We start from the raw sequence: 25,986 nt of genomic DNA on the forward strand, positions 1-25,986 counted from the left end.
TCTCGATCAGGCGGTGCGATCGGCCCCCGGCCGATCCGACCGTCTGATCGAGACGCCGGCTCCAAGGCGATCTCGCACGCCTCGGCGGAGCCGAGGCCAACAAGCAGGGAACATCGACATGAGGCACCCTCACCCCGGTGCGCGCGGCGCGCACCAACACGGAGAACACGGTCGTCCCGCCTTCGGGCCCTTCGGCCGCGAGTTCGGCGACTTCGGATTCGGCCCCGGCGGCCCGATGGGTCGCGGCCGGCGTGGCCACGGTCCCGGCGGACGGCGAAGCCACGGCGGCCCGCGTCGCGGCCGGCGCGGTGACGTCCGCGCGGCGATCCTGACTCTGCTCGCGGAGCAGCCGCGGCACGGTTACGAGATCATCCGCGAGATCGGCGAGCGCAGTGGCGGCTTCTGGAAGCCCAGCCCCGGCTCGATCTACCCGACGCTGCAGATGCTGGCCGACGAAGGCCTGGTCGTGAGCAAGGACGAGAACGGCAAGAAGCTGTTCGAGCTCACCGACGAGGGCCGCGCGGCCGCGGAGCAACAGACCGGCACCCCGCCGTGGGAGCACTTCGCCGAGGACGTCGACCCCGTCGAGGTCGACCTTCGCAAGGCAGGCGCCACGCTCGCGGCAGCAGTCGTGCAGGTGATGCGCGCCGGCAGCCCGAGCCAGCAGGCTCGGGTGGTCGACGTGCTCAACGAGGCCCGGCGCTCGGTCTACTCGATCCTCGGCGAGGTCGAGGAAACCGACGAGTCGCCGGAAGAAGCCGAGTGACCCGGCAGGACGAGGCCGGTGGGCTTGACCCGCGTGTGCACGCGGTAGCCCACCGGCAGCGTCACCCCGTCGGCCGTGCTGACCGTGCGCTTGTGCACGTCGGCCACGGCCCGCGCGGCGACCTGCGCGCTGAACTCGATCTTCAGCACTGACTCCATGGCGGCGTGGTCGACGAACAACCAGCGCGTCGCCACGCGCCGGAGGCTGAAGCCCTCGCCTTCGAAGAACTTCTCGATCTCTACTGGGTCGTAGTGCGGGATGTCCGCCCGAAGCCAGCCGCCGTAGGGCTCGCTCGTCGCGTCGAGGTCCACGATCAGGATCGACCCGCCGGGCCGAAGCACGCGTTCCGCTTCACGCAGCCCCGGCTCGCAGCCGGGGCCGAAGAAGTACGCCGTGCGCGCGTGGACCACGTCGACGCTCGCGTCGTCGACCGGCAGCCGCTGCGCGCGGCCTTCGCGCACTGACACGTTCGGCAGTTCCCGCACGCGCTTCGCCGCGTCGCGCGCCAGCGGTGCGTACGGCTCGACGCCGAGCACCGAGCGCGCGTCGCGGGCGAAGCGCGGCAAGTGGAATCCGTCACCACAACCGAGGTCGAGAACGTCGCGGCCGGTCCAGTCGCACTCCTCGCGCAGGACGCGCCAGATCTCGCCGTCGACGTCCTGCGCGCGGTTCTCCACCTCGTAAGCCTGCTGGTAGTACCAGATGTTGGGGCTCGGCAGGACCTCCGTCGCGCGGGACGGGCGCGAGGAACGGGAGAAGAGACGCACGAACTCCTCCAACGTCGGCGGCCGCGGCCCGGTTCCGGGTTCCGGGGCTCATGGCGAAAAAATCACCGGCACCGCATAGACTTTCCCACTCACCGTGAGGAGGCCGCGATGACCGTCGGTTCGGCCAGTTCAAGTCCGATTCCGGCCGGCCTCCCGTGCTGGATCGAGGTCGCCTGCCGCGACGAAGCGGTGTCGCAACAGTTCTACACGGGCTTGTTCGGCTGGCAGTACGACGTGCGCCGCGACCCCGCGGCGCCCACCGGCCGCTACTGGATCTCGTCGCTCGCCGGCGAGCCGACGGGCGGTCTCTACCAAGCCGGGGCGCAGCGCGAGCCCGGCTGGACGCTGCACGTCTCCGTGCCGCACACCGCGAGCGCGGCCGAGTGGGTGGAGCACCTCGGCGGCCAGGTGACGCTGGGACCGGTCGCGATCCCCGATCGCGGCAACATCCTGCACGCGATCGACGCGGCGGGCGCACCCGTGGTCTTCTGGGAGGCGCCGCAGGACTGGCGGTTCATGACCGGCATCCCCAACACCTTCAGCGGCGCCGACCTCAACGCGCACGACGGCCCGGCGGCCGATCACTTCTACACCAAGCTCTTCAACTACGCGAGCCACCAGATCGGCGACGGCGAGAGCGTCGACTACGCGGAATACCTCATCGAGCACACGCCCGTGCTCTACCGCTACGTGATGGGCCCGGAGTACAGCCGCGACACTCCCCCGCACTGGCTCGTCTACTTCGAGGTCGACCCGGCGCGCGGCTGCGACGCGACGGCGGGGCAGGCGCTGATGCTCGGCGGGGACGTGGTGATCCAGCCGTACGACACGTCCTTCGGCCGCATGGCGATCCTCGCCGACCCGGACGGCGCGGTGTTCGCGGTGATCGACCACTCGCGCACGCTCGACGACGTCGGCCGCGCCGAGGTCGACGACCCTTACGACGACTGAGCTTCACGACAACTGAGCTTTACGACGACTGAGGCCGCAGCAACCCCGTCAGCGCCGCGATCGCGGCGTAACCCCCGGCGACGATCCACATCGCCGTGCCCGGCAGCAGCCCGCCGACGAGCGCGACACCCACCGCGCCACCGGTCTGGCGCGCCGCGTTGAGCACGCCCGCGGCGATGCCTGCCTTGCCGGGCAACGCGTTCATGGCCAGCGACGTCATCGCGGGCATCGCGAGCGAACAGAACCCGAAGACCAGCGAGAACACCACCAGCAGCACCAGCGAGCGCTCGTCCGGCAGCACCGCCATCCCCGCCGCGCCGGCCAGTGCCGTGAGACTTCCGACGACGATCGGCAGACGCGAGCCGAACCGGTGCGTGAGCCGGCCGCTGACGAACGCGTTGAGCCCCACCGCGAGTGTGAGCGGCACGAGGGCGAGCCCGGCGACGAGCGCGCTCAGGTGCCACACGCGTTGCAGGAACAGAGCGAGGCAGAACAGTGTGCCGTAGAGGCAGAAGTTGAACAGGCCGCCGATCGCCGTCGCCACGGCGAAGGCCCGTACGCGCAGCACACCCAACGGCAGCACGGGCGCGGCGATCGCCTTTTCCGCGACCACGAACGCGATCCCGGCTACGACGCCGACTCCGACGAGCACCAGCGTGGTCGCGTCCGCCCAGCCCGCGTGGCCGGCCTCGATGAGCCCGGCGACCACACACGCCAGCGCGGCCGTGCCGAGGACCTGCCCGACGCCGTCGATGCGGGTTTGCCGGCGCGGCGTGGTTTCGGTGACGTACCGGCGGGTCAACGCGATCGCGATCAATCCGACGGGGACGTTCACCGCGAAGACGAGCCGCCAGTCGGCCAGCCCGACCGCGAGGCCGCCGAGCATCGGCCCCGCCGCGAGCCCGACGCCGCTCATGCCGCCCCACACGCCCAACGCGCGGGCCCGGGCGCCGGCCTCGGGGAACTGGTGCACGATCAACGCCAGCGACGACGGCAGCAGCGCCGCCGCGCCGGCCCCCTGCACCGCGCGGGCGGCGACGAGCCACGGCAGGGAATCCGCTGCGGCACAAGCGATCGAGGCGAGCACGAACACCGCGACGCCGATCTCGAAGACGCGCCGCGAACCCCACCGGTCCCCGGCCTCGCCCCACGTGAGCAGGAACGCGGCGAGCGCGACGGTGTAGGAGTCGACCACCCACTGCAGCGCGGCCGTGGACGGTTCGCCGAACTCGGCGCCGATGGCGGGCAGCGCGAGGTTCACGATGGTCGCGTCGAGCGTGATCATCACGAACCCGAGGCACACCGCGGCGAGTGCGAGCCGGGCCGAGGAACGTTCGCGGGTCGAAGCTGGGGTCGAGGCGGTCATGACCTCGAGTGAAACGCGCCGACGCTTCGGTGGTCCACGAACCGTTCGCTACCCCTGGGAGGCCGAAGCTCCCAGCGCAGGTCCGCGGGTCGGGTCGATCAGGGGGGTCAGGCGCGTCACGCGGGGACGAACGCCGACAGCAGCAACCAGGAGACGACGGCCGAGGGCAGCAGCGAGTCGAGGCGGTCCATGATCCCGCCGTGGCCCGGCAGGAGCGTGCCCATGTCCTTGATGCCGAGGTCGCGCTTGATCAGCGACTCGACGAGGTCGCCGAGCGTCGCGGTGAGCACGATGGCCGCGCCGAAGACGGCGCCCTGCCAGGTGTGGCCGTGGAGCATGAGGCTGATCGTGAGGATGCCGGCGACGATGCCGGCGACCATCGACCCGGCGAAGCCCTCCCAGGACTTCTTCGGGCTGATCGTCGGTGCCATCGGGTGCTTGCCGCCGAGCACGCCGGCGATGTAGCCGCCGGTATCGGAGGCGACCACGGCGATGAGGAACGTGAGGACCCGGCCGACACCATCCTCGGGCGGCACGAGCATCGCGGCGAACGCGCCGAACAGCGGCAGGTACGCGCTCGCGAACACCGACGCCGAGATGTCGCGCAGGTAGCCGTCGGCGCCGCCGGGCAGCCGCCAGAGCAGGCAGGCGAGCACCGTGATGACGAACGCCGTGAGCGCGCCCGCGCGGCCGAACGGCCAGGCCAGCCAGATCATCGCCTGGCCGCCGACGAGCACGGGGATCATCGCGACCTTGATGTTCGCGACGCGCTTGAGCACGCCGGCGAACTCGAAGGTGCCGACCCCGATCGCGATCGCGATGACCCCGATGAAAATGAAGCGGACGGTGAGCAGGGAAACGATGATGGCCGCGCCGAGCAGCACGCCCACGCCGATGGCCGCAGGCAGGTTTCGCCCGGCCCGGGAGTCCTTCTTGGCCGGCTCCGGCTGCGCAGCGGGTTCCGGCTGTCCGCCCGGTTCGGGCTTGTCAGCCGGCTCTGGCTGTGGGGTGTGCTCCACCCGCTCTTCTCGTTCCTCGCTCACCTGGCTCATCAGACCTCGAGCAGCTCGGCTTCCTTGTGCTTCACCAGCTCGTCGACCTGGTGCACATAGGTGTCGGTGAGGTTCTGCAGCTCCTTCTCGGCGCGCGCGACCTCGTCCTCACCCGCTTCGCCGTCCTTGGCGATCCGGTCGAGCTCTTCCTTCGACTTGCGGCGGATGCTGCGGATCGAGACGCGGGCGTCCTCGCCCTTGCTCTTCGCGACCTTCACCATCTCCTTGCGCCGCTCTTCGGTGAGCTGCGGGATGACGATGCGGATCACGTTGCCGTCGTTGCTCGGATTCACGCCGAGGTCGGACTCGCGGATGGCCTTCTCGATGGCACCGAGCTGCGTCTGGTCGTAGGGCTTGATCAGCGCCATTCGCGCCTCGGGCACGTTGACACTCGCCAGCTGGTTGAGCGGGGTCATCGCGCCGTAGTACTCGACGACGATGCGCGAGAACATCGACGGGGTGGCCCGGCCGGTCCGCACCGACGTCAGGTCGTCCTTCGCGACGGACACCGCTTTTTCCATCTTCTCCTCGGCGTCGAGGAGGGTCTCGTCGATCACGGCTACTCCCGGTGTTGTGATTGTCGAACCTGTGCTGATCCCAGCAGGTCTAGGCCGACGCCCCGTCGGCGGGGGTGTTGACCAGCGTCCCAATCCTCTCACCACTCACCGCACGGGCGATGTTCCCCTCGGTGAGCAGGTTGAAGACGATGATCGGCATGTTGTTGTCCATGCAGAGGCTGAACGCGGTGGCGTCGGCGACCTTGAGGCCGCGCTCGAGCACCTCGCGGTGGCTGATCTCGTGGAACATCGTGGCGCTCGGGTCGGTCTTCGGGTCAGCGGTGTAGACACCGTCCACGGCCTTGGCCATGAGCACGGCTTCGCAGCCGAGCTCCAGCGCGCGCTGTGCGGCGGCGGTGTCGGTGGAGAAGTACGGCATGCCGACCCCGGCGCCGAAGATGACCACGCGGCCCTTCTCCAGGTGCCGCTCGGCGCGGCGCGGGATGTACGGCTCGGCGACCTGGCCCATCGTGATGGCGGTCTGCACGCGCGTGGGCAGGCCTTCCTTCTCCAGGAAGTCCTGCAGGGCCAGGCAGTTCATCACGGTGCCCAGCATGGCCATGTAGTCGGCGCGGTCACGGTCCATCCCTCGCTGGGACAGCTCCGCGCCGCGGAAATAGTTACCCCCGCCGATCACCACCGCCACCTGCACGCCGGTGCGCGCGACCGCGGCGATCTGGCGCGCAACGGAGTGGACGACGTCGGGGTCGACCCCGATCGAGCCGCCACCGAACATCTCGCCGCCCAGTTTCAGCAGCACCCTTCGGTAGCCACCGTCGACCCGGTCACCCATTTGTGTGTCGCCTCCCGTGCTCACTCGCCGCGGACCCCTTCGTGAGGGAGCATCCTCGGCCGGACCCGACTGTGCCCCGTCCCCGCACCGCGGAGACGGGGCACAGTCGCAGAACTTAGACCCAGTACCTCGCTCAGGCCTGGCCGACCTCGAACCGGGCGAACCGGGTCACGGTCACGCCGGCCTCGTCGAGCAGAGCCTTCACGGTCTTCTTGTTGTCCTTGACCGACGGCTGGTCGAGCAGGACGTTGTCCTTGTAGTACGCGGTGACCTTGCCCTCGATGATCTTCGTGAGGGCCTGCTCCGGCTTGCCCTCTTCGCGGGCGGTCTGCTCGGCGATGCGGCGCTCGTTCTCGACGATCTCGGCCGGCACCTCCTCGCGGGTCAGGTACTTCGCGCGCAGCGCGGCGACCTGCATGGCGGCACCGCGGGCGGCGTCGGCGTCGTCACCGGTGAACTCGACGAGCACGCCCACGGCCGGCGGCAGGTCCGAGCCGCGGCGGTGCAGGTAGGTGGCGGTCTTGCCCTCGAACGCGACCACGCGGCGCAGCTCGAGCTTCTCGCCGATGCGGGCCGAGAGCTCCTGCACGGTTTCGATCACGGGCTTGCCGTCGAGGTCGGCGGCCTTGAGGGCCTCGACGTCGCTGGTCTTGAGGGTCTTTGCGACCTCGACGATCTTCGCGGCGAGCTGCTGGAAGTCGTCGTTCTTGGCGACGAAGTCGGTCTCGGAGTCGAGCTCGATGAGCACGCCGCCATCGCCGGTGACGAGGCCCTCGGCGGTGGCGCGCTCGGCGCGCTTGCCGACGTCCTTGGCACCCTTGATGCGCAGGAACTCGACAGCCTTCTCGAAGTCGCCTTCGTTCTCTTCGAGGGCCCTCTTGCAGTCCATCATGCCGGCGCCGGTCATCTCGCGCAGGCGCTTCACGTCAGCGGCGGTGTAGTTCGCCATCGTGTTGAATCCGTCCGTTTCAGGTACGTGTGAGGTGATCAGCGCCCGGGCGGCCCTGCGCGGGCCGCCCGGACACGGTGGATCAGGAGTTGGCCGGGGCCTGCTCGGTCACGGCTTCGGGGGTCGCCTCGGTAGCGGCCTCGGTGGCCGCCTCCGTCGCGGCAGCCGCCTCGGTGGCGTCCGCGGCTGCGGTCTCCGAGCCGGCGAGCAGCTCCTTCTCCCACTCGGCCAGCGGCTCGTCCGACGCCACGCCCGGCTCCGGCTTCGCGTCGGCCGACGCGCCACCTCGGCTCGAACGGGCCATCAGCCCGGCGGCGGCGGCCTCGGCCACCACCTTGGTGAGCAGCGCGGCCGAGCGGATCGCGTCGTCGTTGCCCGGGATCGGGTAGTCGACCTCGTCCGGGTCGCAGTTGGTGTCGAGGATCGCGACGACCGGGATGTTCAGCTTGCGAGCCTCGCCGACGGCGATGTGCTCCTTCTTCGTGTCGACGATCCACACCGCGCTCGGCACCTTGGCCATGTCGCGGATACCGCCGAGGGTCTTCTCGAGCTTGTCCTTCTCACGGGTGAGCGTGAGGATCTCGCGCTTGGTGAGACCCGCGAAGCCGCCGGTCTGCTCCTGGGCCTCGAGCTCCTTGAGACGCAGGAGGCGCTTGTGCACGGTCTGGAAGTTGGTCAGCATGCCGCCGAGCCAGCGCTGGTTCACGTAGGGCATGCCCACGCGCGCGGCCTCGTTGGCGATGGCTTCCTGAGCCTGCTTCTTCGTGCCGACGAACATGATCGTGCCGCCGTGCGCGACGGTTTCCTTGATGAACTCGAACGCACGGTCGATGTACGTCAGCGTCTGCTGCAGGTCGATGATGTAGATGCCATTGCGCTCGGTGAAGATGTAGCGCTTCATCTTCGGGTTCCACCGACGCGTCTGGTGCCCGAAGTGCACGCCGCTGTCGAGCAGCTGCTTCATGGTGACGACGGCCATTGCCGGAATCACACCTTCTCTGTAGTCGCGCACCCCCGCGGTTCGCGCCGCGGACGTGCTCGTTCGGTTTGTCGCTCGCGGCCGGGTGACCGCTCGCCCTGGTGCTCGTGCCGGCATCCGGACCCCGCGGCTCTCACTTCCGAGAACCCCAGGGACCGCCGGGCGCCGTGCGACTCCTCCGTCCGGACCTCCGCTGGTGTTTCAAGCGGAACCGGCCGGGGCTGCGCGCACGAGCACGCGAAGTCAGCCCAGCGAGTGGGCTGCGGGAAAGATTCTACCCCCTGCCACCAGGGGCGCCCCCACCGGCAGCGCTCCCGCCCGGCGGAGTTGTCCACAACTCGGGCCACCTGTGGACAACTCGCCTTGTTGGCAGGGTGCCGGTCCGGGGGTGCCTCATGATCGAACCCGTGACGACGACCTCGTGTTCCTCGATGCGTTCCTCGATGCCGCGGCCGGGCTTTGCACTGGGGCGTGGCGGTTTGCGGCCGGTGCGTGTTCTGCGTGCTTCGGGCGTGGGCGCTTCTGCTGCGCTCGACGCTCCGGGTGTTCTGGCCGCTTCAGGCGCCTTGCCTGCTTCAGCCGGCGAGCGGGCTTCGGTTGCGCTGGGTGCTCTGCGGATGCCTTGGGTCTCCCGATCCGCTCCACCTGAGCAGTCTCCTCAGCGGGGGCGGCATCGGCGCCCTGCTCCACCGTTGTGGATGCGCTGGCTCGAGGTGCTGCACCGGGCCGTGGCGCGGACCCGGCTCGTGGTGGCCGCCGCGCTGGTGCTGCTCACCGTGTTGCCCGGCGCGTGGGCCGGACGGGCACTCGCGGACGTCCCACCTTCGCCGAATGTCGGCGCGCAAGCGGGACGGTTGGCCTGGCCGCTCACGCCCCGGCCGAAAGTCACCCGGTTCTTCGAACCACCCGCCACGGTCTACGGGCCCGGCCACCGCGGCGTCGATCTGGAAGCCGCTGCGGGGCAACAGGTTCTCGCGGCCGACATGGGCGTCGTGATCTTCGCGGGCCAGGTAGGGGGCCACGGCGTCGTCGCGGTGGATCACGACGGTGGCCTCAGCACGACCTACCTGCCGCTCACCCCGGCCGTGGCCATCGGCGACCAGGTGTACCGCGGCCAGCCGCTGGGGACCGTGGCCGCCGGGCACCCCGGCTGTCCCACCGCCACGTGCCTGCATTGGGGCGCCCGCAAAGGAGAGGAGTACATCGATCCGCTGGCCCTCGTCGGCACGCCGGGCCGAGTCCGCCTGAAACCCTGGGCCGACCCGCACTGACGGGCCCGTGCTCAGGTGCTCGGCTGCTCCGTGAGCTTCGCGCGCAGCCGCATCACGGCGCGGGTGTGGAGCTGGCTCACGCGGGACTCCGTGACGCCCAGGACCTTGCCGATCTCGGCGAGCGTGAGGCTTTCGAAGTAGTAGAGGCTGACCACGATCTTGTCGCGCTCGGTCAGCTGGGCGATGGCCTCCGCGAGCTGGCGGCGGTTGTCCTGGTCGACGAGGACGGCGACGGGGTCGACGGCGCCGTCGTCGGGGATTGTGTCGACAAGCGAGCCGCTGTCCTTGCCGGCCGCGACGAGGTCCTCCAGCGCGACGACGCTGGTGAGCTGGAGCTGGCCGTAGAAGTCGCGCAGGTCGTCGAGGCCGATGTTGAGCTCGGTGGCCAGCTCGGCGTCGGTGGGGGTGCGGTGCAGACGCGCGCCGAGGCGCTCGAGGGCGCGCTCGGCCTCCTTCGCCTTGCTGCGCACGGCGCGGGGCACCCAGTCCTGGGAGCGCAGATCGTCGAGGATCGCGCCGCGGATGCGCTGCATCGCGTAAGTCTCGAACCGCAGCCCGCGCGCGGGCTCGAACTTCTCGATCGCGTCGACGAGGCCGAAGATGCCGGACTGCACGAGATCGCCCACGTCGACGTGCGTCGGCAGGCCCGTGCCCACGCGGCCGGCGACGTACTTCACCAGGGGCGCGTAGTGCAGCACCAGCCGGTCGCGCGACGTCTGGTCCGGCTTGTCGGCGAACTGCTGCCACAAGGCCTGGATGCCCGCGTCGACGTCATGACCGGGGCGCCCGTCCTCGCTGACGGCGCCCTCGCCTCCGGCAGTGCTCACCCCGGCGTCCGTGACTTGCGGCGTGGAGGTCATTGCACGGTCGTTCTCGGCATGCGGCTCAGTATGGTCTCCGTGCTCGTGCGGATGCGCGTGCGCCGGTGGTTCGGCCCCGGGTTTTCCGGCCGAGCCGCCACCGGCCTCGTCAGGCCCGTGGGTGTGCTCGGTCATGGATCGCCTTCAGCCGATCGACGGTCACGTGAGTGTAGAGCTGGGTCGTGGCAAGCGTAGCGTGACCGAGCAGTTCCTGAACGCTCCTGAGATCGGCACCTCCTTCCAGCAGATGGGTCGCGGCCGAGTGACGTAGTCCGTGTGGCCCCATGTCGAGTGCTCCGGGTACCGCGGCCACTGCCTCGTGCACCACGCGCCGCGCCGCGCGCGGATCGAGCCGGCTGCCGCGAACCCCCAGGAAGAGGGCCTGTTCCGACTTCGGGCCGGCCAGTTCCGGGCGCCCCGCGTCGAGCCACGCGGCGAGTGCTTCGGCCGCCGGTACGCCGAACGGCACCGTCCGCTCCTTGTTCCCTTTCCCGATCACCGAGACGACACGCCGCCCGAAATCGACCGCGCCGACGTCCAGACCACACAACTCAGACACTCGGATGCCACTCGCGTACAGCAGTTCGACGAGCGCACGGTCACGCAGCGCAACCGGATCCCGCTGCTCGGCTCCCATCGCGGCCGCCTGCATCAACTCGTCCGCCTGATCGGCCCGCAGCACGCCCGGCAACGTCCGGTGCGCTCGCGGCGCCGCGAGCCGGCCGCCCGGGTCCGCCTTCAGCGCGCCCTGCCGGTGAGCCCACGCGGTGAAGGTCCGCGCCGCCGCCGCCCGCCGCGCCAACGTCGTTCGACCCGCCCCGTCGGCCCGCTGCCCGGCAAGCCACGCGCGCAGCAGCCCGATGTCGAGATCGGCGAGCCCGCGGCTGTCGTCCTCCGCCGCGGTCAGGAACCCCAGCAACGACACCACGTCTCCCACATACGCCCGCACCGTGTGCGGCGACAGCCCGCGCTCCAGCGTCAGATGCCGTTCGTACTCGGCCACCACCGCGCGCTCCGGCCCGGGCAACCCGTCGCGCACCGCCCGCAGATCCGGCCGCTGCGGGCCTTTCCGGTGCCCCGAGACGCGCGGGACCGCGTCCCGGCGGGCGCTCGCTGACGACATGGCGATCACGCTGCGCGAACCACCGCCCGAGGTCAAGCATCGCCACGCCGTTTTCCTCTGTGCCGCATGCACATTCCGCCGCCACGTGGGCTGTGCGCCGTCCGCCGAGCGCCGCGGTCGTTGCCGGTCACCGAGGTGCGAGCGGGTGGTGGGGCGCCGGCCGGGTGCCGCACCACGCGACCGAACAGCCTGTCCGGCGCCAATCAAGGTCCCGCGGACCTGCGCGGATACCGTGCGGGCGTGCAGCCAAGCGCTGCGGCGTCCGGCGCCATCCGGCATCGAGGGGTCCGGGGCCACCTACGAAATTCGGTGCCGTTCGCTGCGGATCGATCCGTGGCCACGCGTAGCCGCGCTCCGTGCGGCCGAGCGCGACGACAAGCGCCGTTCACTTCGGTGCCGCGCGGACGATGCGGCGCCACCCGGTGTCGCCGCGGACGGCGAAGCCGTCGATTTCCAGCTCGGGCAACAGGGCGCGCACGCGGTCGACCGGGACCCCCGATTCGGTGGCGACGTGGTCGGCCGAGCGGCCGGCACGGGGTACGAGTGCCTCGTAGACGCGGAGGGCTTCGGGGGCGAGGACGTCGGTGGGGCGGCGCGGCCGGGGGTTTTCCGGTTCGGCGGCGGGGCCGAACCGGCCGACGGTGTCGACGACCTCGTCGACGGAGGTGACGAGGGTGGCCTTGCAGTCGCGGATGAGGGCGTGGCAGCCGGCGGAGTTGCCGGACTGGACGGGGCCCGGCAGCGCCATCACGACTTTGCCGAGGGCGCCCGCGGTGGTGGCGGTGTTGCGCGCGCCGCTGCGGATGCCGGCTTCGATGACGACGGTGCCGTCGGTGAGACCGGCGATGAGGCGATTGCGGACGAGGAAGCGGTGGCGCGCGGGAGGGGTGCCGGGGGCGTACTCGCTGACGACGGCGCCGCCGTTGTCGGCGATGCGCCTCAGCAGGTCGACGTGTCCGGCCGGGTAGCCGATGTCGACGGCGCAGCCCAACACCGCGACCGTGACTCCCCCGGCGCCGAGGGCACCGCGGTGGGCCGCGCCGTCGATGCCGAGGGCGGCACCGGAGAAGACCGGGACGTCGCGAGTCGCAAGGCCGTGGCCGAACTCGGCGGAGTTGTGTTCTCCGTAGTTCGTCGCGAGGCGCGCTCCGACGACGGCGACCGCGCGGTCGGCTGCCTTCGCGAGGTTCGCGCCGCCGCGGACCCAGAGGGCGAGCGGGGCGGCGACGTTCTCGACTCCGCGGCCGCTCGCGACCGCCAGCGAGAGCAACGGCCACGCCGGCCACTCGTGGTCCTCGGGCACGACCAGACGGGCTCGGGTTTTCGCGGCCGTCTCCAGATCTTGCTCGGCCAGGTCGACTTCGCGTCGGGCCGCGGTTTCGCGGCGGACCTTGTCGGGGCAGTCGCCGCTGCGGACGCGGGCCGCGGCCTCGACCGGGCCGCGCTCGCCCACGAACGCGACCAACGCCGGCGCCGGCGGCTCGGCAACGCGCAGCAGGTAAGCACGGGCGAGGCGTTCTTCGTCGGTCGCGGTGGCGACGGGCTGTTCGGTGGGCAGGGCCGTCATGCCGCACCTCTCAGTCTCACGAGCGACAGCGGGCGCGGCACGAGAACGGCGCGGACGCGGGCGCGATCGCGTTCGGGCGGGTTGTGGGGATTCGGAATGAGACGCAGGTGGCGTTTCACGACGGATTCCTTTCGGGGGCGGGTCATGCGGCGGTCCTTTCGCGGAAGTCGAGCGCGGCGGCGACGTGGTCGGGGGTCGGGTGGGGCGTGGCGGACAGGTCGGCGAGCGTCCAGGCGATACGAAGGCAACGGTCGGCACCGCGGGCCGTGAGGAGGCCGCGGTCGAGGGCGCGGTCGAGCAGGGCGGTGGTGGGCGACGGCAACACGAATTCGCGGCGGAGGGCGGGGCCGGGGACGTCGGAGTTGGCGCGCCAGCCGTGCGTGCGCCAGCGATGGGCCGCGCGGTCGCGGGCGGCCAGGACGCGAGCGCGGACCGCCTCGGACGATTCGGGCTCCGCGGACTGGTGCGCGGAGATGGCGGTCAGCGGACGCAGGCGCACGCGGAGGTCGACGCGGTCCAGCAGCGGCCCCGAGATCCGCCCGAGGTAACGGCGCCGGACGATCGGCGAGCAGATGCAGTCGGTCTCACGCGGCGGCGCGCAGGGGCACGGGTTGGTGGCCAGGATGAGCTGGAAACGGGCCGGGTAGCGGACGGAGCCCTTCACGCGCGAAATGCGGACCTCGCCTTCTTCGAGGACGGTGCGCAGTGAGTCGAGGCGGTGGCCGCTGAACTCGCAGACCTCGTCCAGGAACAGCACCCCGCGGTGGGCCCGGCTGATGGCACCGGGCGTCGCGATGCCGCTGCCACCACCGACAAGCGCCGCGACGGTGATCGAGTGGTGCGGCGCGACGAACGGCGGCACGGTCACCAGCGGCGAAGCCTTCGACAGGGAGCCGTCGATGGAGTGGATGGCGGTGACCTGCAGTGATTCCTCTTGCGACAACGCCGGGAGCAGGCCCGGCAGGCGTTTGGCGAGCATGGTCTTGCCGACGCCCGGCGGGCCGGTGAGCAGCAGGTGATGCCCACCCGCCGCGGCAACTTCCAGGGCCCAGCGGGCTTCTGGTTGGCCGACGACGTCTGCGAGGTCCGGCACTTCCGGTGGTTCGGCTGCGACGGGTTCCGGACTCGACTCGAGTTCGCCTTCGCCCTTGAGCCACGCGACGAGGTCGGCCAGGCGCGAGACGCCGGCGACCTCGATGCCGTCGACGAGCGCAGCTTCGTAGAGCGACTCCGACGGGACGACGGCTCGCTCGTAACCGGCGGCTCGTGCGGCCAGGAGCCCGGGCAGTACTCCGCGGACGGGGCGGATGCGGCCGTCGAGGGCAAGTTCGCCGAGGAGGATGGTGCGGAGGAGTTTTGTCGCCGGGACGGCGCCGTTAGCGGCGAGCACCGCGGCGGCGATCCCCAAGTCGTAGCCAGAGCCCACCTTCGGGAGGTTGGCCGGCGAGAGACCGAGCGTGACTTTGCCGTCGGGCCAAGGCTGGCCGGAGTTGCGGACAGCTGAACGCACGCGATCTTTCGCTTCCCTCAGCCCAGCATCGGGCAGGCCGACCAGGGTCACCCGGCTGAGCCCGCCGCCCAGGTCGGCCTCGATCTCGATCACCCGGCCTTCGATCCCCAGCAGCGCGACGCTCCATGCTTTGGCGATGGGCATCAGGCCACCTCCGCAACGAACTCGGTGTGGCAACGCCCGACATCGAGCCGCCCGCAACACTGCATCTTCGCTGTGAGCAGCACGCGCTCCGTGGAGATATCCGCCCGAGGCGCCGGGGCTGGCGTGAGGTCGTGGTTTCGGGCCAGCGCAACGCGGGGCAACTTCGCGAGGAACCCGGCTCCACGTGAGTCGCGAGGCTCGTCGGAGTGGGTGCAGTGCGGGTTCTGCCGGCGTGGAACGCGGTGGGCAGAAGTGATGGGCATCAGAAGGCTCCCGCGATGTGGTGGACCTGTGGGTGGGCCCCGGCGGGGGCGAAGACGGTCACGACGTCGTAGCGGGTGCGGCACCAGCCGACGCGGTGGGCGCGCAGCCAGCGTTGGGCGGCGCGGTGGACGCGGGTGATCTTTTCGGCCGTCACGGATTCCGCGGGGGAGCCGTAGGCGTTGGTGGCGCGGGTTTTGACCTCGCAGAAGACGACCTTGTCGCCGTCGGCCAGTACTAGGTCGAGTTCGCCTTCGCGGCAGAGCCAGTTGCGGCTGAGCACCACCAGGCCCGCGTTCTGCAGGTGCCGGGCCGCCAGGTCTTCGCCCCAGCGGCCGAACGCGCGGCGCCACTGAGCGCCCGGGTCCGGGCCGTCGTTCATCGCTCCCCCTCGGCCGCGCCGTCGCCGGGCCTTTGCCGGCTGTCACGATGCGTGTGCGACCAACCGTCGCAGAGTGACGAGGGAAGGCGCCACTATCGAAAAGCCGAGCTGTGGACAACTGGGGGGTTGTGGATAACCGTGGCAAGCCTGACGGCAGGCGGCGTGAAAATGTCGGTGCCCGGTGCTAGAGCCAGGAACGCAAAATGGCCACCCGGGCGAACCCGGGTGGCCGGTGAAACCGAGAGGGACCTCAGCCCGAGAAGGGGCCGTCCTCAGGGAGGCGCAGGTCGGGTTTGTCGAGTTCCTCCACGTTGACATCCTTGAACGTGATGACGCGGACGTGCTTCACGAAGCGGGCCGGGCGGTACATGTCCCAGACCCACGCGTCCGACATGCGGACCTCGAAGTACACCTCGCCGCCGCCGTCGCGTACCTGTACGTCGACTGCGTTGGCCAGGTAGAACCGCCGCTCGGTCTCCACCACGTACGAGAACTGGCCGACGATGTCGCGGTACTCGCGGTACAGCGAGAGCTCCATCTCGGTCTCGTACTTCTCGAGATCCTCTGCGCTCATGAAATCCGCGCCCCTCCTCGCGTTCGTCTTGCTGCTCCGGCGGCGGAGCGTTCATTCTTACCCACCGAGCGGGCCAGGGCACGGACCGGCGCGCTCGGGTTTTCCCGAGAACCATTCTCCTCCGCGGCGGCTTCCGAAGCCGCGTTCTCCAGAGCAGCGTAGGTGAGCACGACCGGATGCGGTGGGGTGAGTCCGTGTGCGAGGGCCGCGGTGGCCACATTCGTGTAGGACCAGCGGTGCGCGGGGCTCGGACCGTGCTCGGTGAGAGCCCGCACGTGGTCGGCGGTGCTGTAGCCCTTGTGCACGTCGAAGCCGTAGTGCGGCAGCTCGCCGTGCAGGCCGGCCATGATGCGGTCACGCGTCACCTTCGCGAGCACCGACGCCGCGGCGATGCTGGCCACGCTGCGGTCGCCCTTGATGACCGCGACGTTGGGCGCCGGGATGCCCGGCACCGGGAAACCGTCGGTGAGCACATACCCGGGATGGTCGCGCAGAGCGGCGACCGCGCGCCGCATCCCCTCCAGGTTCATCACCCGGATGCCGAGCAGGTCGACCTGTTCGGACGGGATCACGATCACCGCGTAGTCGAGGGCACGCTTGAGGACCAGGTCGTAGACGCGGTCGCGGGCCTTCGCGGTGAGCAGCTTCGAGTCGGTGAGCTCCGGCAGCCGCGCGCCGTCGCCGGGGCGCAGCACGCAGGAGGCCACCACGAGCGGGCCCGCGCACGCACCGGCGCCGGCCTCGTCCACCCCGGCAACGGGGCCAAGGCCACGGCGTTCGAGAGCACCCTGCAGACCCCAGAAGAGCTCACCGCGCACGACGGCGCGCGGCGGCCGCAGGGGTTCGGCCGGGGTTCGGGGAGCGGGAACGGTCACTGCCAACCTTCTCGGGCGGGGCACCCTAACGGCGCGCCTTGCGCAGGCCCGCCCTCACTCGCCGGCCGACGAACAGCGTGGGCACGGCCGTGGCGAACCCGAGGCCGAGCGGCAAGCTCTCCTGCCACGCCGGGGCACCGAGGGCCACCGGCTGCGCGTTCGCCTGCGGATCGTGGTCCGAGACCCCGCCCCAGCGACCCGGCGGGAAGACGATGATCCGGGCCTTGCCGATCACGTCGCTCACGGGCACGGCGCCGTTGGCACCGCCCTGGCCCTGGTAACGCGAGTCGGCCGAGTTGTTGCGGTTGTCGCCCATCACCCACAGCGTGCCCTGCGGCACCTTGACCGGCGCGAACGAGTCCTGCATCGCGTGGTCGGGGTTCTCCCAGTGGATGTACGGCTCGTCGAGGGCCTTGCCGTCGACGATCACGCGGTTCTGCGGATCGCAGCACTGCACGGTCTGGCCGCCGACGGCGATCACGCGCTTCACGAAGTCGCGCTCGTCCGGCGGGGCGAAGCCCACCAGCGAGCCGAGACCTCGCAGGCCGCGGACGATGACGTTGGTGGATTCCTGCGGCGCGATCTCGTTCTCGGTCCACGCGGGCGGACCCTTGAACACGACCACGTCACCCGGCGAGGGATCCGTGAAGTCGTAGGTGACGCGGTCGACCAGAATCCGGTCGCCCGTGCAGCCGGGGCAGCCGTGAAGCGTGGCCTCCATGGACCCCGAGGGGATCATGAAGACCTTCGCCAGGAAGGCCTGGATCAGGATCGTGAGCACCAGGGCGATCACGATCAGGATCGGCAGTTCCTTCCAGAACGACCGCTTCTTCTGAGGCTTGCCCCGCCGGTGGGAGCCCCGACGCTCCTCGGAACGAGAGTCCTCCGAGCCGTCGGGGTCATCCTCAGCGGCGTTCTGGGGCACGGGGTCGACCACGTCGCCAGGCTACCGGGTACCGCCTTGCCACTCAGGAGGCAGAGGTGGTCTCGCGGTTCTCGCGACGCTCCTTGATCTTCGCCTTCTTGCCACGCAGGTCGCGCAGGTAGTAGAGCTTCGCGCGCCGCACGTCGCCGCGCTTGAAGACCTCGACCTCGGCCAGGTTCGGCGAGTGCACCGGGAAGGTGCGCTCGACGCCCACGCCGAACGAAACCTTGCGCACGGTGAAGGTCTCGCGGACGCCGCCGCCCTGGCGGCGGATCACGACGCCCTGGAAGACCTGGTTGCGCTCGCGGTTGCCCTCGATGACGCGGACGTGGACCTTGAGCGTGTCGCCCGGGCGGAAGTCCGGGATGTCGGAACGCAGGGAGTGCGCGTCCAGCGCGTCCAGGGTGTTCATCGGTGGTCCGTCCTCGTCGATTCGTGTAACTCGGGTACTTCTCCCCGGGCGCGCAGCAATGCTGCTGCAACTACACCAGGGGCTGATGGCGGGCTCGTGAACGAGGCGGTCCACTCACGCCAACCTGTCGATTATGGCAGAGGCGCTGGTGCTCGCTTCGCACGGGGTCTAGCCGAGGTCCTCGCCGAGCCGGTCGAGTACCTCGTGATCTCGGCTGTTCAGACTACCCTCCGGCAACCGGGCCAGGAGATCCGGGCGCCGCAGGGCCGTGCGCTCCAGCGCCTGATCGCGCCGCCAGCGCTCCACGAGCGCGTGGTTCCCGGAGCGCAGGACGTCGGGCACCGCCAGGTCGCGCCACACTTCCGGGCGCGTGTAGCTGGGGCCTTCGAGCAGCCCGTCGGAGAACGAGTCCTCGGCCGCCGACCGCGCGTTGCCGAGCACGCCCGGCAGCAGCCGGACCACGGCCTCCACGATCACGAGCACCGCGGCCTCGCCGCCGACCAGCACGTAGTCGCCGATCGACACCTCGTCCACGGGCATGCGGCGCGCGGCGTCGTCGACTACGCGCTGGTCGATGCCCTCGTAGCGGCCGCACGCGAAGACCAGGTGCTGCTCCCTGGCGTACGCGTGGGCCAGCTCCTGGGTGAACGGCTTGCCCGCCGGCGTCGGGACCACGAGCCGGGTCTCCTGCCCGCAGACCTCGTCGAGCGCCGGGCCCCAGATCTGGGGCTTCATGACCATGCCGGGGCCGCCGCCGTACGGCGCGTCGTCGACCGCGCGGTGGACGTCATGGGTCCACTCGCGCAGGTCGTGCACGCCGATCTCGATGAGGCCGCGGTCGATCGCCCGGCCCAGCAGCGCGGCGCGCAGCGGGTCGAGGTATTCGGGGAAGATCGTGACGACGTCGATGCGCACGCTCACCACCTCCGGTGCGGGGGGAACGGGATCACGTCAGTCCTCGTCCAGCAGGCCTTCGGGCGGGTCCAGCACCACGCGCCCGCCCGCGACGTCGACCGTCGGGACGATCGCGCGCACGAACGGCACGAGCACCTCACGGCCGTCGACGTCGAGCTCCAGCAGCTCCCCCGCCGGCGAGTGGACGACCTCGACGACCTTGCCCACGACCGTGCCGTCGGCCAGCTCGGCGCTGAGGCCGGCCAGCTCGTGGTCGTAGAACTCGTCGGGGTCGCCCGTCGGCGGGAGTGCGGCGGTGTCGATGAGCAGCAACGCGCCGCGCAGGGTCTCCGCGACGTCGCGCGTGGGGACCTGTTCGAAACGCACCAGCAGCCGCCCGCTGTGTTCGCGGGCGGCTGTAATGGTGAGATCCCTCTTGCTGCCGTCACGCAGCTGCGTCGTGACGACCGCACCGACGGCGAACCGCTGTTCGGGCGAGTCCGTGCGCACATCCACCGCGAGTTCCCCGCGGATGCCGTGCGCCTTGGCGATGCGGCCGACTACGACGTCCATCCTGACCGTCCGAGTTCCGCCGCGGGTCAGCGATCGGTGTCGACGACGTCCACACGGACGCCGCGGCCACCGATGCCGCCCATCACGGTGCGCAGGGCGGTCGCCGTGCGACCACCCCGGCCGATCACCTTGCCGAGGTCGTCGGGGTGCACGTGCACCTCGAGCGTGCGGCCACGGCGAGTGGTCAGCAGCTCGACCCGGACCTCGTCCGGGTTGTCGACGATCCCGCGCACCAGGTGCTCGAGGGAGTCAGCGAGAAAACTCACTCGGACTTCTCGCCCTCAGCGGCTTCGGCCTTCTCGGCCTCGGCCTTCTTGGGAGCGGACTTCTTCTTCGGCGTGGTGGCCTCGGCGGAGGGCTCCTCGCCGGCCGCGGCCAGCGCCGCGTTGAACAGGTCCTGCTTGGACGGCTTCGGCTCGGCCACCTTCAGGGTGCCCTCGGCGCCCGGCAGGCCCTTGAACTTCTGCCAGTCACCGGTGATCTCGAGGATGCGCTGGACCGGCTCGGTCGGCAGGGCGCCGACGCCCAGCCAGTACTGGGCGCGGTCGGTGTCGACCTCGATCAGGCTCGGCTCTTCCTTCGGGTGGTACTTGCCGATCGTCTCGATGGCCTTGCCATCCCGGCGGGTGCGCGCGTCGGCGACGATGATGCGGTAGTACGGCGCACGGATCTTGCCGAGGCGCTGCAGCTTGATCTTGACGGCCACGGGTGTGGGTACTCCTCAGTGCTGGTGCAGGGTGGGCGCTCGTCGACCGCGTGGGGACACGATCACAGGTGCCCCGAAACAGGAGCCCCCGAACGGCGAGAGGGTCCGGACGGAAGCGGGCAAGCGAACATTCTGCCAGATGGCTCGAAGTGCCTGCGCAGGGCCTCGGAACAGACCCGGAACGCACCTCAGAACGAGCTGACCCCGAGCGAGCCGAGCAGGATCGCGACCGAGGGCAGGAAGTTGTTCATCGAGTGCGCCACAACGCTTCCCGGCAGCCGGCCCGTGGCGAAGCGCGCGAGACCGATCGGCACGGCGATGACCAGCAGGAGCGTGGTCCGCAGTGGTTCGAGGTGGCTGGCGGCGAACACGGCCGTGGACAGCAGGAAAGCCGCCATGCGACCCCATCGTTCGCTGCGCCACTGCAGCCGCTCCACCGCTCCCCAGAGCAGGCCGCGGTAGATGATCTCCTCGCAGATCGGCCCGAGCAGCCAGAGGTAGACGAACGTCACGATGGCCGCGGACACCGACATCTTCCGGTCGTCCACCAGCGCGCTGATCGCCGACGTCGCGTCGGCCGAGCCCACGATCTCGGTCCACACCCAGGCGCTCAGCGACGTGAGCACCAGCCCGAGCAGGCCGAACTTGAGCCCGATCTTCACGTCGGACCAGCGCCACTCCAGGCGCAGGTCGATCTTGGGTCCGTTGCCGCGCACGACCGTGGCCAGCAGCGCGACGCCCGCGGCGATCATCGCGGGCAGCATCGTGCCCAGCAGCACCGTGCGGATCGGCAGCGGCTGCCCGGCCGGCGGATCGCCCAGCAACGCGCTCACGAACGCGGCCGACGCGATGAGCACGGCTTCCACGAGCAGGAACGCCCCGAAGCCCCACCGGTGCGGCGGGAACTCGCGCGGGGCGCTCACCAGGTCCTCCGGACGGATCGGCGTGGCACCCGGAATCGGTTCCCGGGGCTGGGAAGTAGTCACGCCCGCCCTCCGGTGATCGCTCGGCTCACCGGTCGAGCCTAACCGCCGAGGAGACTTCGCACAGTACTCGGGCGATCACCGGCGAAGGAGGTGTTTCAGCCGAAAACCGTGCCGCGCAGGACGATGTGCGACGGGTGGCGCAGCACCGCGAGGTCCTCACGCGGGTCGGCCGGGTACACGATCAGGTCGGCCGGGGCGCCGTCGGAGATGCCGGGGTGGCCGAGCCACTCGCGGGCGGCCCAGGACGCGCTCGCGAGCGCCTGCTCGCGCGTCATGCCGGCGCGGTGCAGCGCTTCGACCTCGTCGGCGATGAGGCCGTGGGCGACCATGCCGCCGGCGTCGGTGCCGGCGAACACGCGCACGCCCGCCTCGACGGCCGAGGACACCATGTCGGCGACGCCCGCATGCAGGGCCCGCATGTGGGCCGCGTACGTGGGGTACTTCGTGGCCTGGTCGGCGATGCCGGGGAAGTTCTCGATGTTGATCAGCGTGGGCACGAGCGCCACGTCACGGCGGGCCAGCTCGGCCAGCTGGTCGGGGTTCAACGCGGTGCCGTGCTCCAGGCAGTCGATGCCCGCGTTGATCAGCCCCGGCAGGGCGGCTTCGCCGAAGACGTGGGCGGTCACGCGGGCGCCGAGGTCGTGCGCGACGCCGACGGCCTCGGCCAGCACGTCGTCGGGCCACAGCGGCGCGAGGTCACCCTCTCCGCGGTCGATCCAGTCGCCGACGAGCTTGACCCAGCCGTCTCCGTCACGCGCTTGTTCCGCGACGGCCTCGGGCAGCAGCGCCACGTCGTCCAGCTCGATGGCGAAGCCGGGGACATAGCGCTTCGGCAGGGCCAGGTGACGGCCGCACCGGATGATCGTGGGCAGGTCGGCGCGCGCCTGCAGCGGCCGCACGTCGAGCGGCAGACCGCAGTCGCGGATCAGCAGCGTGCCCGCGTCGCGGTCGGTGGCCGCCTGTTCGGCGGCTTCCTCGACCGGCACCGCCCCGCGCGGGCCGAGGCCCGGGTGGCAGTGGGCGTCGACGAGGCCGGGCACCAAGAACCCGCCGGTCGCCAGCGTTTCCGCGTCGGCCACGGGCTCGAACGAGATGCGCCCGTCGGTGATCCAGAGCTCACGCGGCGAGCCGTCGGGCAGGACAGTGCCGGACAGGTGCAGGGCGCTCAATTGTCCGGCGCTCAATTGCTCTTGGGGTCCTTCGGCAGCTTGAACTTCGTCGGGTCGAAGCCCGGCACGTCGTTCATGCCGCCGAGCTGCGACAGGTCGGGCATCCCGCCACCGGTCGGCATGCCACCCGGGGGCAGCATCGGCATGCCGCCGGGGAAGCCGCCGCGGACCTTGGGCTGCGTGGGGCCGCGCCCCTTGCCCTTCTTCCCCTTCTTGCCCTTGCGCGTCTTGCTGCCGCCACCGCCGCCGAAGCCGAAGCGCCCGGCCATCTGGGCCATCATCTTGCGGGCTTCGAAGAAGCGGTTGACCAGGTCGTTGACCTCGCGGACGGAGACGCCCGAGCCGTTGGCGATGCGCAGCCGGCGCGAGCCGTTGATCATCTTCGGGTCGTCGCGCTCGGCCGGGGTCATGCCGCGGATGATCGCCTGCAGCTTGTCGAGGTGCTTGTCGTCGACCTGCGCCAGCTGGTCCTTCATCTGGCCCGCGCCCGGCAGCATGCCGAGCAGGTTGCCGATCGGGCCCATCTTGCGGACGGCGAGCATCTGCTCGAGGAAGTCCTCCAGCGTCAGCTGCCCGCTGGTCAGCTTCGCCGCGGCCTTCTCGGCCTGGTCCTGGTCGAAGTGCTGCTCGGCCTGCTCGATGAGGGTGAGCACGTCGCCCATCCCGAGGATGCGCGAGGCCATCCGGTCGGGGTGGAAGGTGTCGAAGTCCTCGAGCTTCTCGCCGTTGGAGGCGAAGAGGATCGGCTGGCCGGTGACCTCGCGCACGCTCAGCGCGGCACCACCTCGGGCGTCGCCGTCGAGCTTCGTGAGCACCACGCCGGTGAAGCCGACGCCGTCGCGGAACGCCTGGGCCGTGTTCACGGCGTCCTGGCCGATCATCGCGTCGACGACGAACAGGATCTCGTCGGGCTGCACGGCGTCGCGGATGTCCGCGGCCTGCTTCATCAGCTCTTCGTCGACGCCCAGGCGGCCCGCGGTGTCGACCACCACGATGTCGTGCTGCGCGTGCTTGGCCTCTGCGATGGCGCGGCGGGCGACGTCCACCGGGTCGCCGACGCCGTTGCCCGGCTCCGGCGCGAAGGTGACGACACCCGCGCGCTCGCCGACGACCTGCAGCTGCGTGACGGCGTTCGGGCGCTGGAGGTCACAGGCCACCAGCATCGGCGCGTGGCCCTGCTTCTTCAGCCACATCGCGAGCTTGCCGGCGAGTGTCGTCTTACCGGCACCCTGCAGACCCGCCAGCATGATCACCGACGGCGGGTTCTTCGCGAGGTTCAGCCGGCGCGTCTCGCCGCCGAGGATGCCCACGAGCTCCTCGTTGACGATCTTGATGACCTGCTGCGCGGGGTTGAGCGCCTGCGAGACCTCGGCGCCCTTCGCCCGCTCCTTGATCCGGGCGATGAACTCCTTGACCACCGGCAGCGCGACGTCGGCTTCCAGCAGCGCGATGCGGATCTCGCGCGCGGTGGCGTCGATGTCGGCGTCGGACAGCCGGCCCTTGCGAGACAGCGTCTGCAGGGCGGCGGTGAGCCGATCGGAGAGGGTGTCGAACACGGGTGTGCACGCTCCAGCTGGGTCGTCGTTCGCGTACCGGGCATCGCTGGGCGACCCCGGCAACCTCCCAGGGTAGCGGTCCGGGCTCGGCCGCCTCGCGGGTGCGCGAACCTTCGAGAGAAGGTTAGTACGCACATGCGTAATAACTCCATGGGACGTCCTGGGTCAACACAAGAAAATCGCTCGACTCGACGGCGCAAATCGGTAAACATCTGCGTATGACTTCAGCAACGACACCGCGTCCGACGCTGGCCGAACCGGAGGCGGACACCGACGAGAAAGTGCCGTTCAGCCGCATCGCCGCGCTGTTCCGGCCGCACCGGGGACCGATGGCCGCGCTGTTCGTGCTGCTGGTGGTGCAGGCGGGTCTCGGCGTCACCTCGCCGTTCCTGCTGCGCGCGATCCTCGACACCGCGCTCCCCCACCGCGACGCGCTGCTGGTGTCCCTGCTGGCGATGGGGATGATCGCCGCGGCGCTGGGCTCGGGCGCCCTCGGCGTGGCGACGACCGGGCTGTCGAACACGATCGGGCAGCGCGTGATGAACGAGCTGCGCGTGTCGGTCTACGGTCACCTGCAGCGCATGTCGCTCGGCTTCTTCACCCGCACCAAGACCGGCGAGATCCTGTCGCGGGTGTTCAACGACATCGGCGGCGTGGACAACGTGGTCACGACCACCGCGGCCTCGATCGTGCAGAACGGCACCACAGCTCTGGCGATCACCGTCGCGATCCTGATCATGGACTGGCAGCTGGCGCTGCTCTCGCTCGTGGTCGTGCCGCTGTTCCTGCTGTTCACGCTGCGGCTGGGCGGCAAGCAGCGCAAGCTCGCCCGCGGCCGGACCCGGCGGATGGCGCGGCTGACGACGATCGTCGAGGAGTCGTTGTCGGTCACCGGCGTGCTGCTGGCCAAGACCATGGGCAACGAACGGCGGATGCGGGAGCGCTTCGCCGAGGAGTCCCGCGAGGTCGCGGCGCTCGAACGCAGCGCGGCGCTGGCCGGGCGCTGGCAGCGGGCCTCGCGGGTGATGAGCCTGACGATCATCCCGGCGCTCGTGTACTGGGTCGCCGGGCTGGAGCTGGCCGGCGGTTCGGCGCCGGTGTCACTGGGCACCGTGGTGGCGTTCACGAGCATGCTCAACCGGCTGCTCGGACCGGCCACCGCGATGCAGACGGTGAGCCAGAGCGTGGGCGCGGCGAAGGCGCTGTTCGGGCGGATCTTCGAGGTGCTCGACCTGCGCGTGGAGATCGACGACCGGCCGGGGGCGCGGGAGCTGGCCGTGCGCGAGGGCGCGGTGTCGATGCACTCGGTGTCGTTCCGCTACGACGACGACGGCGCGTGGACCCTGCGCGACGTCGACCTCGACGTGGCGCCGGGGACGACCACGGCGCTGGTCGGCTCGACGGGCTCGGGCAAGACCACGCTCGCGTACCTCGTGGCGCGGCTGTACGAGGTGACGGAAGGCCACGTGACCATCGACGGCACGGACGTCCGGGACGTCACGCTCGCGTCGCTGGCCGCGGGAGTCGGGTTCGTGTCGCAGGAGACGTACCTCTTCCACGCGTCGGTCCGGGAGAACCTGCGCTTCGCGAAGCCGGACGCCACCGACGCGGAGATCGAGGAGGCCGCGAAGGCCGCGCACATCCACGACACGCTCGCGAAGCTGCCCGAGGGCTACGACACCGTGGTGGGGCAGCGCGGCTACCGGTTCTCCGGCGGGGAGAAGCAGCGGATGGCGATCGCGCGGATCCTGCTGCGCAACCCGCCCGTGCTGGTCCTCGACGAGGCCACGAGTGCGCTCGACAACCGCACCGAACGCTCGGTGCAGGCGGAGCTCGACCGGCTCGCCGCGGGCCGCACGACGCTGACCATCGCACACCGGCTGTCCACTGTGGAGAACGCGGACCAGATCGTGGTGCTCGACGCCGGCCGGATCGTGGAGCGCGGCACGCACTCGGAGCTGCTGGCGCTCGACGGCCGGTACGCGCGGCTCGTGCGCGGGGAAACCGCCTAATGTGGC

27 protein-coding genes are annotated in these 25,986 nt (G+C 70.7%); 4 read left to right on the forward strand and 23 right to left on the reverse strand.

What is annotated here, in order from left to right:
• Positions 1-118: 118 nt before the first annotated feature.
• Positions 119-766, forward strand: coding sequence for a PadR family transcriptional regulator (locus ABZU76_RS00005; protein ID WP_354863480.1), 648 nt, complete (start codon positions 119-121; stop codon positions 764-766).
• Here the strand turns inward: ABZU76_RS00005 and ABZU76_RS00010 are convergent.
• A complete protein-coding gene (locus ABZU76_RS00010; RefSeq protein WP_354863482.1) occupies positions 709-1,533 on the reverse strand; it encodes a class I SAM-dependent methyltransferase in 825 nt (274 codons plus the stop codon). The genes ABZU76_RS00005 and ABZU76_RS00010 overlap by 58 nt on opposite strands.
• A 108-nt stretch (positions 1,534-1,641) precedes the next feature.
• Between ABZU76_RS00010 and ABZU76_RS00015 the strand changes: the two genes are divergently transcribed.
• Positions 1,642-2,484: a VOC family protein gene (locus ABZU76_RS00015; RefSeq protein ID WP_354863484.1), complete on the forward strand. Its 843-nt coding sequence runs from the start codon at positions 1,642-1,644 to the stop codon at positions 2,482-2,484.
• A gap of 19 nt (positions 2,485-2,503) precedes the next feature.
• Here the strand turns inward: ABZU76_RS00015 and ABZU76_RS00020 are convergent, their stop codons facing one another.
• From ABZU76_RS00020 to rpsB, 6 genes are all read right to left on the reverse strand, one after another.
• Positions 2,504-3,850: a DHA2 family efflux MFS transporter permease subunit gene (locus ABZU76_RS00020; protein WP_354863486.1), complete on the reverse strand. Its 1,347-nt coding sequence runs from the start codon at positions 3,848-3,850 to the stop codon at positions 2,504-2,506.
• Positions 3,851-3,966: 116 nt separating this feature from the next.
• Positions 3,967-4,902: a phosphatidate cytidylyltransferase gene (locus ABZU76_RS00025; protein WP_220237814.1), complete on the reverse strand. Its 936-nt coding sequence runs from the start codon at positions 4,900-4,902 to the stop codon at positions 3,967-3,969.
• Positions 4,902-5,459 carry a ribosome recycling factor gene (gene frr / locus ABZU76_RS00030; RefSeq protein ID WP_285969478.1) on the reverse strand — a complete coding sequence of 186 codons (558 nt, stop codon included), beginning with the start codon at positions 5,457-5,459 and terminating at the stop codon, positions 4,902-4,904. Before frr ends, ABZU76_RS00025 begins: the two co-directional genes overlap by 1 nt.
• Before the next feature lie 49 nt (positions 5,460-5,508).
• A complete protein-coding gene (gene pyrH, locus ABZU76_RS00035; RefSeq protein ID WP_220237812.1) occupies positions 5,509-6,252 on the reverse strand; it encodes a UMP kinase in 744 nt (247 codons plus the stop codon).
• Positions 6,253-6,385: 133 nt separating this feature from the next.
• Positions 6,386-7,201 (reverse strand): translation elongation factor Ts, encoded by an 816-nt coding sequence (gene tsf, locus ABZU76_RS00040; RefSeq protein WP_354863489.1) that lies wholly within the window; start codon positions 7,199-7,201, stop codon positions 6,386-6,388.
• An 82-nt stretch (positions 7,202-7,283) separates the two neighbouring features.
• Positions 7,284-8,180, reverse strand: coding sequence for a 30S ribosomal protein S2 (rpsB, locus tag ABZU76_RS00045; RefSeq protein ID WP_354863491.1), 897 nt, complete (start codon positions 8,178-8,180; stop codon positions 7,284-7,286).
• Between the two features lie 698 nt (positions 8,181-8,878).
• Between rpsB and ABZU76_RS00050 the strand changes: the two genes are divergently transcribed.
• A complete protein-coding gene (locus ABZU76_RS00050; protein ID WP_354863493.1) occupies positions 8,879-9,451 on the forward strand; it encodes a M23 family metallopeptidase in 573 nt (190 codons plus the stop codon).
• An 11-nt stretch (positions 9,452-9,462) separates the two neighbouring features.
• On the opposite strand, the gene ABZU76_RS00055 is transcribed toward ABZU76_RS00050, so the two are convergent.
• The 16 genes from ABZU76_RS00055 to ffh all read right to left on the reverse strand — a co-directional run bounded on the left by ABZU76_RS00055 (position 9,463) and on the right by ffh (position 23,968).
• Entirely contained in the window at positions 9,463-10,311 is an 849-nt protein-coding gene (locus ABZU76_RS00055; RefSeq protein WP_354863495.1) for a FliA/WhiG family RNA polymerase sigma factor, read from the reverse strand.
• Between the two features lie 109 nt (positions 10,312-10,420).
• Positions 10,421-11,434, reverse strand: a complete 1,014-nt coding sequence (locus tag ABZU76_RS00060; RefSeq protein WP_354864701.1) for a tyrosine recombinase XerC — start codon at positions 11,432-11,434, stop codon at positions 10,421-10,423.
• Between the two features lie 385 nt (positions 11,435-11,819).
• Positions 11,820-13,001, reverse strand: coding sequence for a DNA-processing protein DprA (dprA, locus tag ABZU76_RS00065; protein WP_354863497.1), 1,182 nt, complete (start codon positions 12,999-13,001; stop codon positions 11,820-11,822).
• 142 nt (positions 13,002-13,143) lie between these two features.
• Positions 13,144-14,655 carry a YifB family Mg chelatase-like AAA ATPase gene (locus tag ABZU76_RS00070; RefSeq protein WP_354863499.1) on the reverse strand — a complete coding sequence of 504 codons (1,512 nt, stop codon included), beginning with the start codon at positions 14,653-14,655 and terminating at the stop codon, positions 13,144-13,146.
• A gap of 262 nt (positions 14,656-14,917) precedes the next feature.
• Positions 14,918-15,298, reverse strand: coding sequence for a YraN family protein (locus tag ABZU76_RS00075; protein WP_220237805.1), 381 nt, complete (start codon positions 15,296-15,298; stop codon positions 14,918-14,920).
• Between the two features lie 250 nt (positions 15,299-15,548).
• Positions 15,549-15,872 carry a DUF2469 domain-containing protein gene (locus tag ABZU76_RS00080; protein WP_003096226.1) on the reverse strand — a complete coding sequence of 108 codons (324 nt, stop codon included), beginning with the start codon at positions 15,870-15,872 and terminating at the stop codon, positions 15,549-15,551.
• Positions 15,869-16,747 (reverse strand): ribonuclease HII, encoded by an 879-nt coding sequence (locus ABZU76_RS00085; protein ID WP_354863501.1) that lies wholly within the window; start codon positions 16,745-16,747, stop codon positions 15,869-15,871. The genes ABZU76_RS00080 and ABZU76_RS00085 overlap by 4 nt, the downstream gene beginning before the upstream one ends.
• Positions 16,748-16,772: 25 nt before the next feature.
• Positions 16,773-17,684, reverse strand: coding sequence for a signal peptidase I (gene lepB, locus ABZU76_RS00090; protein ID WP_354863503.1), 912 nt, complete (start codon positions 17,682-17,684; stop codon positions 16,773-16,775).
• Between the two features lie 31 nt (positions 17,685-17,715).
• The gene (rplS, locus tag ABZU76_RS00095; RefSeq protein ID WP_220237803.1) at positions 17,716-18,084 is read right to left on the reverse strand and encodes a 50S ribosomal protein L19; all 369 of its coding nucleotides are present in this window, start codon (positions 18,082-18,084) and stop codon (positions 17,716-17,718) included.
• Between the two features lie 168 nt (positions 18,085-18,252).
• Complete coding sequence (gene trmD, locus ABZU76_RS00100; RefSeq protein WP_354863506.1) at positions 18,253-18,999, reverse strand: tRNA (guanosine(37)-N1)-methyltransferase TrmD; 747 nt, start codon at positions 18,997-18,999, stop codon at positions 18,253-18,255.
• Between the two features lie 36 nt (positions 19,000-19,035).
• Positions 19,036-19,551: a ribosome maturation factor RimM gene (rimM, locus tag ABZU76_RS00105; protein ID WP_354863508.1), complete on the reverse strand. Its 516-nt coding sequence runs from the start codon at positions 19,549-19,551 to the stop codon at positions 19,036-19,038.
• 26 nt (positions 19,552-19,577) lie between these two features.
• On the reverse strand, positions 19,578-19,817 hold the full coding sequence (locus ABZU76_RS00110; protein WP_003103110.1) for an RNA-binding protein: 240 nt from the start codon (positions 19,815-19,817) through the stop codon (positions 19,578-19,580).
• Positions 19,814-20,257 (reverse strand): 30S ribosomal protein S16, encoded by a 444-nt coding sequence (gene rpsP, locus ABZU76_RS00115; RefSeq protein WP_220237800.1) that lies wholly within the window; start codon positions 20,255-20,257, stop codon positions 19,814-19,816. Before rpsP ends, ABZU76_RS00110 begins: the two co-directional genes overlap by 4 nt.
• A 188-nt stretch (positions 20,258-20,445) precedes the next feature.
• On the reverse strand, positions 20,446-21,243 hold the full coding sequence (locus tag ABZU76_RS00120; protein WP_220237799.1) for a type II CAAX endopeptidase family protein: 798 nt from the start codon (positions 21,241-21,243) through the stop codon (positions 20,446-20,448).
• Positions 21,244-21,338: 95 nt separating this feature from the next.
• The gene (locus ABZU76_RS00125) at positions 21,339-22,412 is read right to left on the reverse strand and encodes an amidohydrolase family protein (protein WP_354864703.1); all 1,074 of its coding nucleotides are present in this window, start codon (positions 22,410-22,412) and stop codon (positions 21,339-21,341) included.
• Between the two features lie 11 nt (positions 22,413-22,423).
• Positions 22,424-23,968 (reverse strand): signal recognition particle protein, encoded by a 1,545-nt coding sequence (gene ffh, locus ABZU76_RS00130; RefSeq protein WP_354863511.1) that lies wholly within the window; start codon positions 23,966-23,968, stop codon positions 22,424-22,426.
• A gap of 218 nt (positions 23,969-24,186) precedes the next feature.
• Here ffh and ABZU76_RS00135 point away from each other — a divergent pair, with 218 nt between their 5' ends.
• Entirely contained in the window at positions 24,187-25,980 is a 1,794-nt protein-coding gene (locus tag ABZU76_RS00135) for an ABC transporter ATP-binding protein (protein WP_354863513.1), read from the forward strand.
• Positions 25,981-25,986: the final 6 nt, after the last annotated feature.

This window comes from Amycolatopsis sp. NPDC005232 (assembly GCF_040607795.1).
Classification (GTDB): domain Bacteria; phylum Actinomycetota; class Actinomycetes; order Mycobacteriales; family Pseudonocardiaceae; genus Amycolatopsis.

Excerpts from the sequence above, each read along its gene's own strand:
- ABZU76_RS00005 (WP_354863480.1), top strand. The coding sequence starts at position 119 with ATGAGGCACCCTCACCCCGGTGCGCGCGGCGCGCACCAACACGGAGAA.
- ABZU76_RS00015 (WP_354863484.1), top strand. The coding sequence starts at position 1,642 with ATGACCGTCGGTTCGGCCAGTTCAAGTCCGATTCCGGCCGGCCTCCCG.
- ABZU76_RS00020 (WP_354863486.1), bottom strand. The coding sequence starts at position 3,850 with ATGACCGCCTCGACCCCAGCTTCGACCCGCGAACGTTCCTCGGCCCGG.
- ABZU76_RS00025 (WP_220237814.1), bottom strand. The coding sequence starts at position 4,902 with ATGAGCCAGGTGAGCGAGGAACGAGAAGAGCGGGTGGAGCACACCCCA.
- pyrH (WP_220237812.1), bottom strand. The coding sequence starts at position 6,252 with ATGGGTGACCGGGTCGACGGTGGCTACCGAAGGGTGCTGCTGAAACTG.
- tsf (WP_354863489.1), bottom strand. The coding sequence starts at position 7,201 with ATGGCGAACTACACCGCCGCTGACGTGAAGCGCCTGCGCGAGATGACC.
- rpsB (WP_354863491.1), bottom strand. The coding sequence starts at position 8,180 with ATGGCCGTCGTCACCATGAAGCAGCTGCTCGACAGCGGCGTGCACTTC.
- ABZU76_RS00050 (WP_354863493.1), top strand. The coding sequence starts at position 8,879 with ATGCGCTGGCTCGAGGTGCTGCACCGGGCCGTGGCGCGGACCCGGCTC.
- ABZU76_RS00055 (WP_354863495.1), bottom strand. The coding sequence starts at position 10,311 with ATGACCTCCACGCCGCAAGTCACGGACGCCGGGGTGAGCACTGCCGGA.
- ABZU76_RS00060 (WP_354864701.1), bottom strand. The coding sequence starts at position 11,434 with ATGTCGTCAGCGAGCGCCCGCCGGGACGCGGTCCCGCGCGTCTCGGGG.
- dprA (WP_354863497.1), bottom strand. The coding sequence starts at position 13,001 with ATGACGGCCCTGCCCACCGAACAGCCCGTCGCCACCGCGACCGACGAA.
- ABZU76_RS00070 (WP_354863499.1), bottom strand. The coding sequence starts at position 14,655 with ATGCCCATCGCCAAAGCATGGAGCGTCGCGCTGCTGGGGATCGAAGGC.
- ABZU76_RS00075 (WP_220237805.1), bottom strand. The coding sequence starts at position 15,298 with ATGAACGACGGCCCGGACCCGGGCGCTCAGTGGCGCCGCGCGTTCGGC.
- ABZU76_RS00080 (WP_003096226.1), bottom strand. The coding sequence starts at position 15,872 with ATGAGCGCAGAGGATCTCGAGAAGTACGAGACCGAGATGGAGCTCTCG.
- rplS (WP_220237803.1), bottom strand. The coding sequence starts at position 18,084 with ATGAACACCCTGGACGCGCTGGACGCGCACTCCCTGCGTTCCGACATC.
- rimM (WP_354863508.1), bottom strand. The coding sequence starts at position 19,551 with ATGGACGTCGTAGTCGGCCGCATCGCCAAGGCGCACGGCATCCGCGGG.
- ABZU76_RS00135 (WP_354863513.1), top strand. The coding sequence starts at position 24,187 with ATGACTTCAGCAACGACACCGCGTCCGACGCTGGCCGAACCGGAGGCG.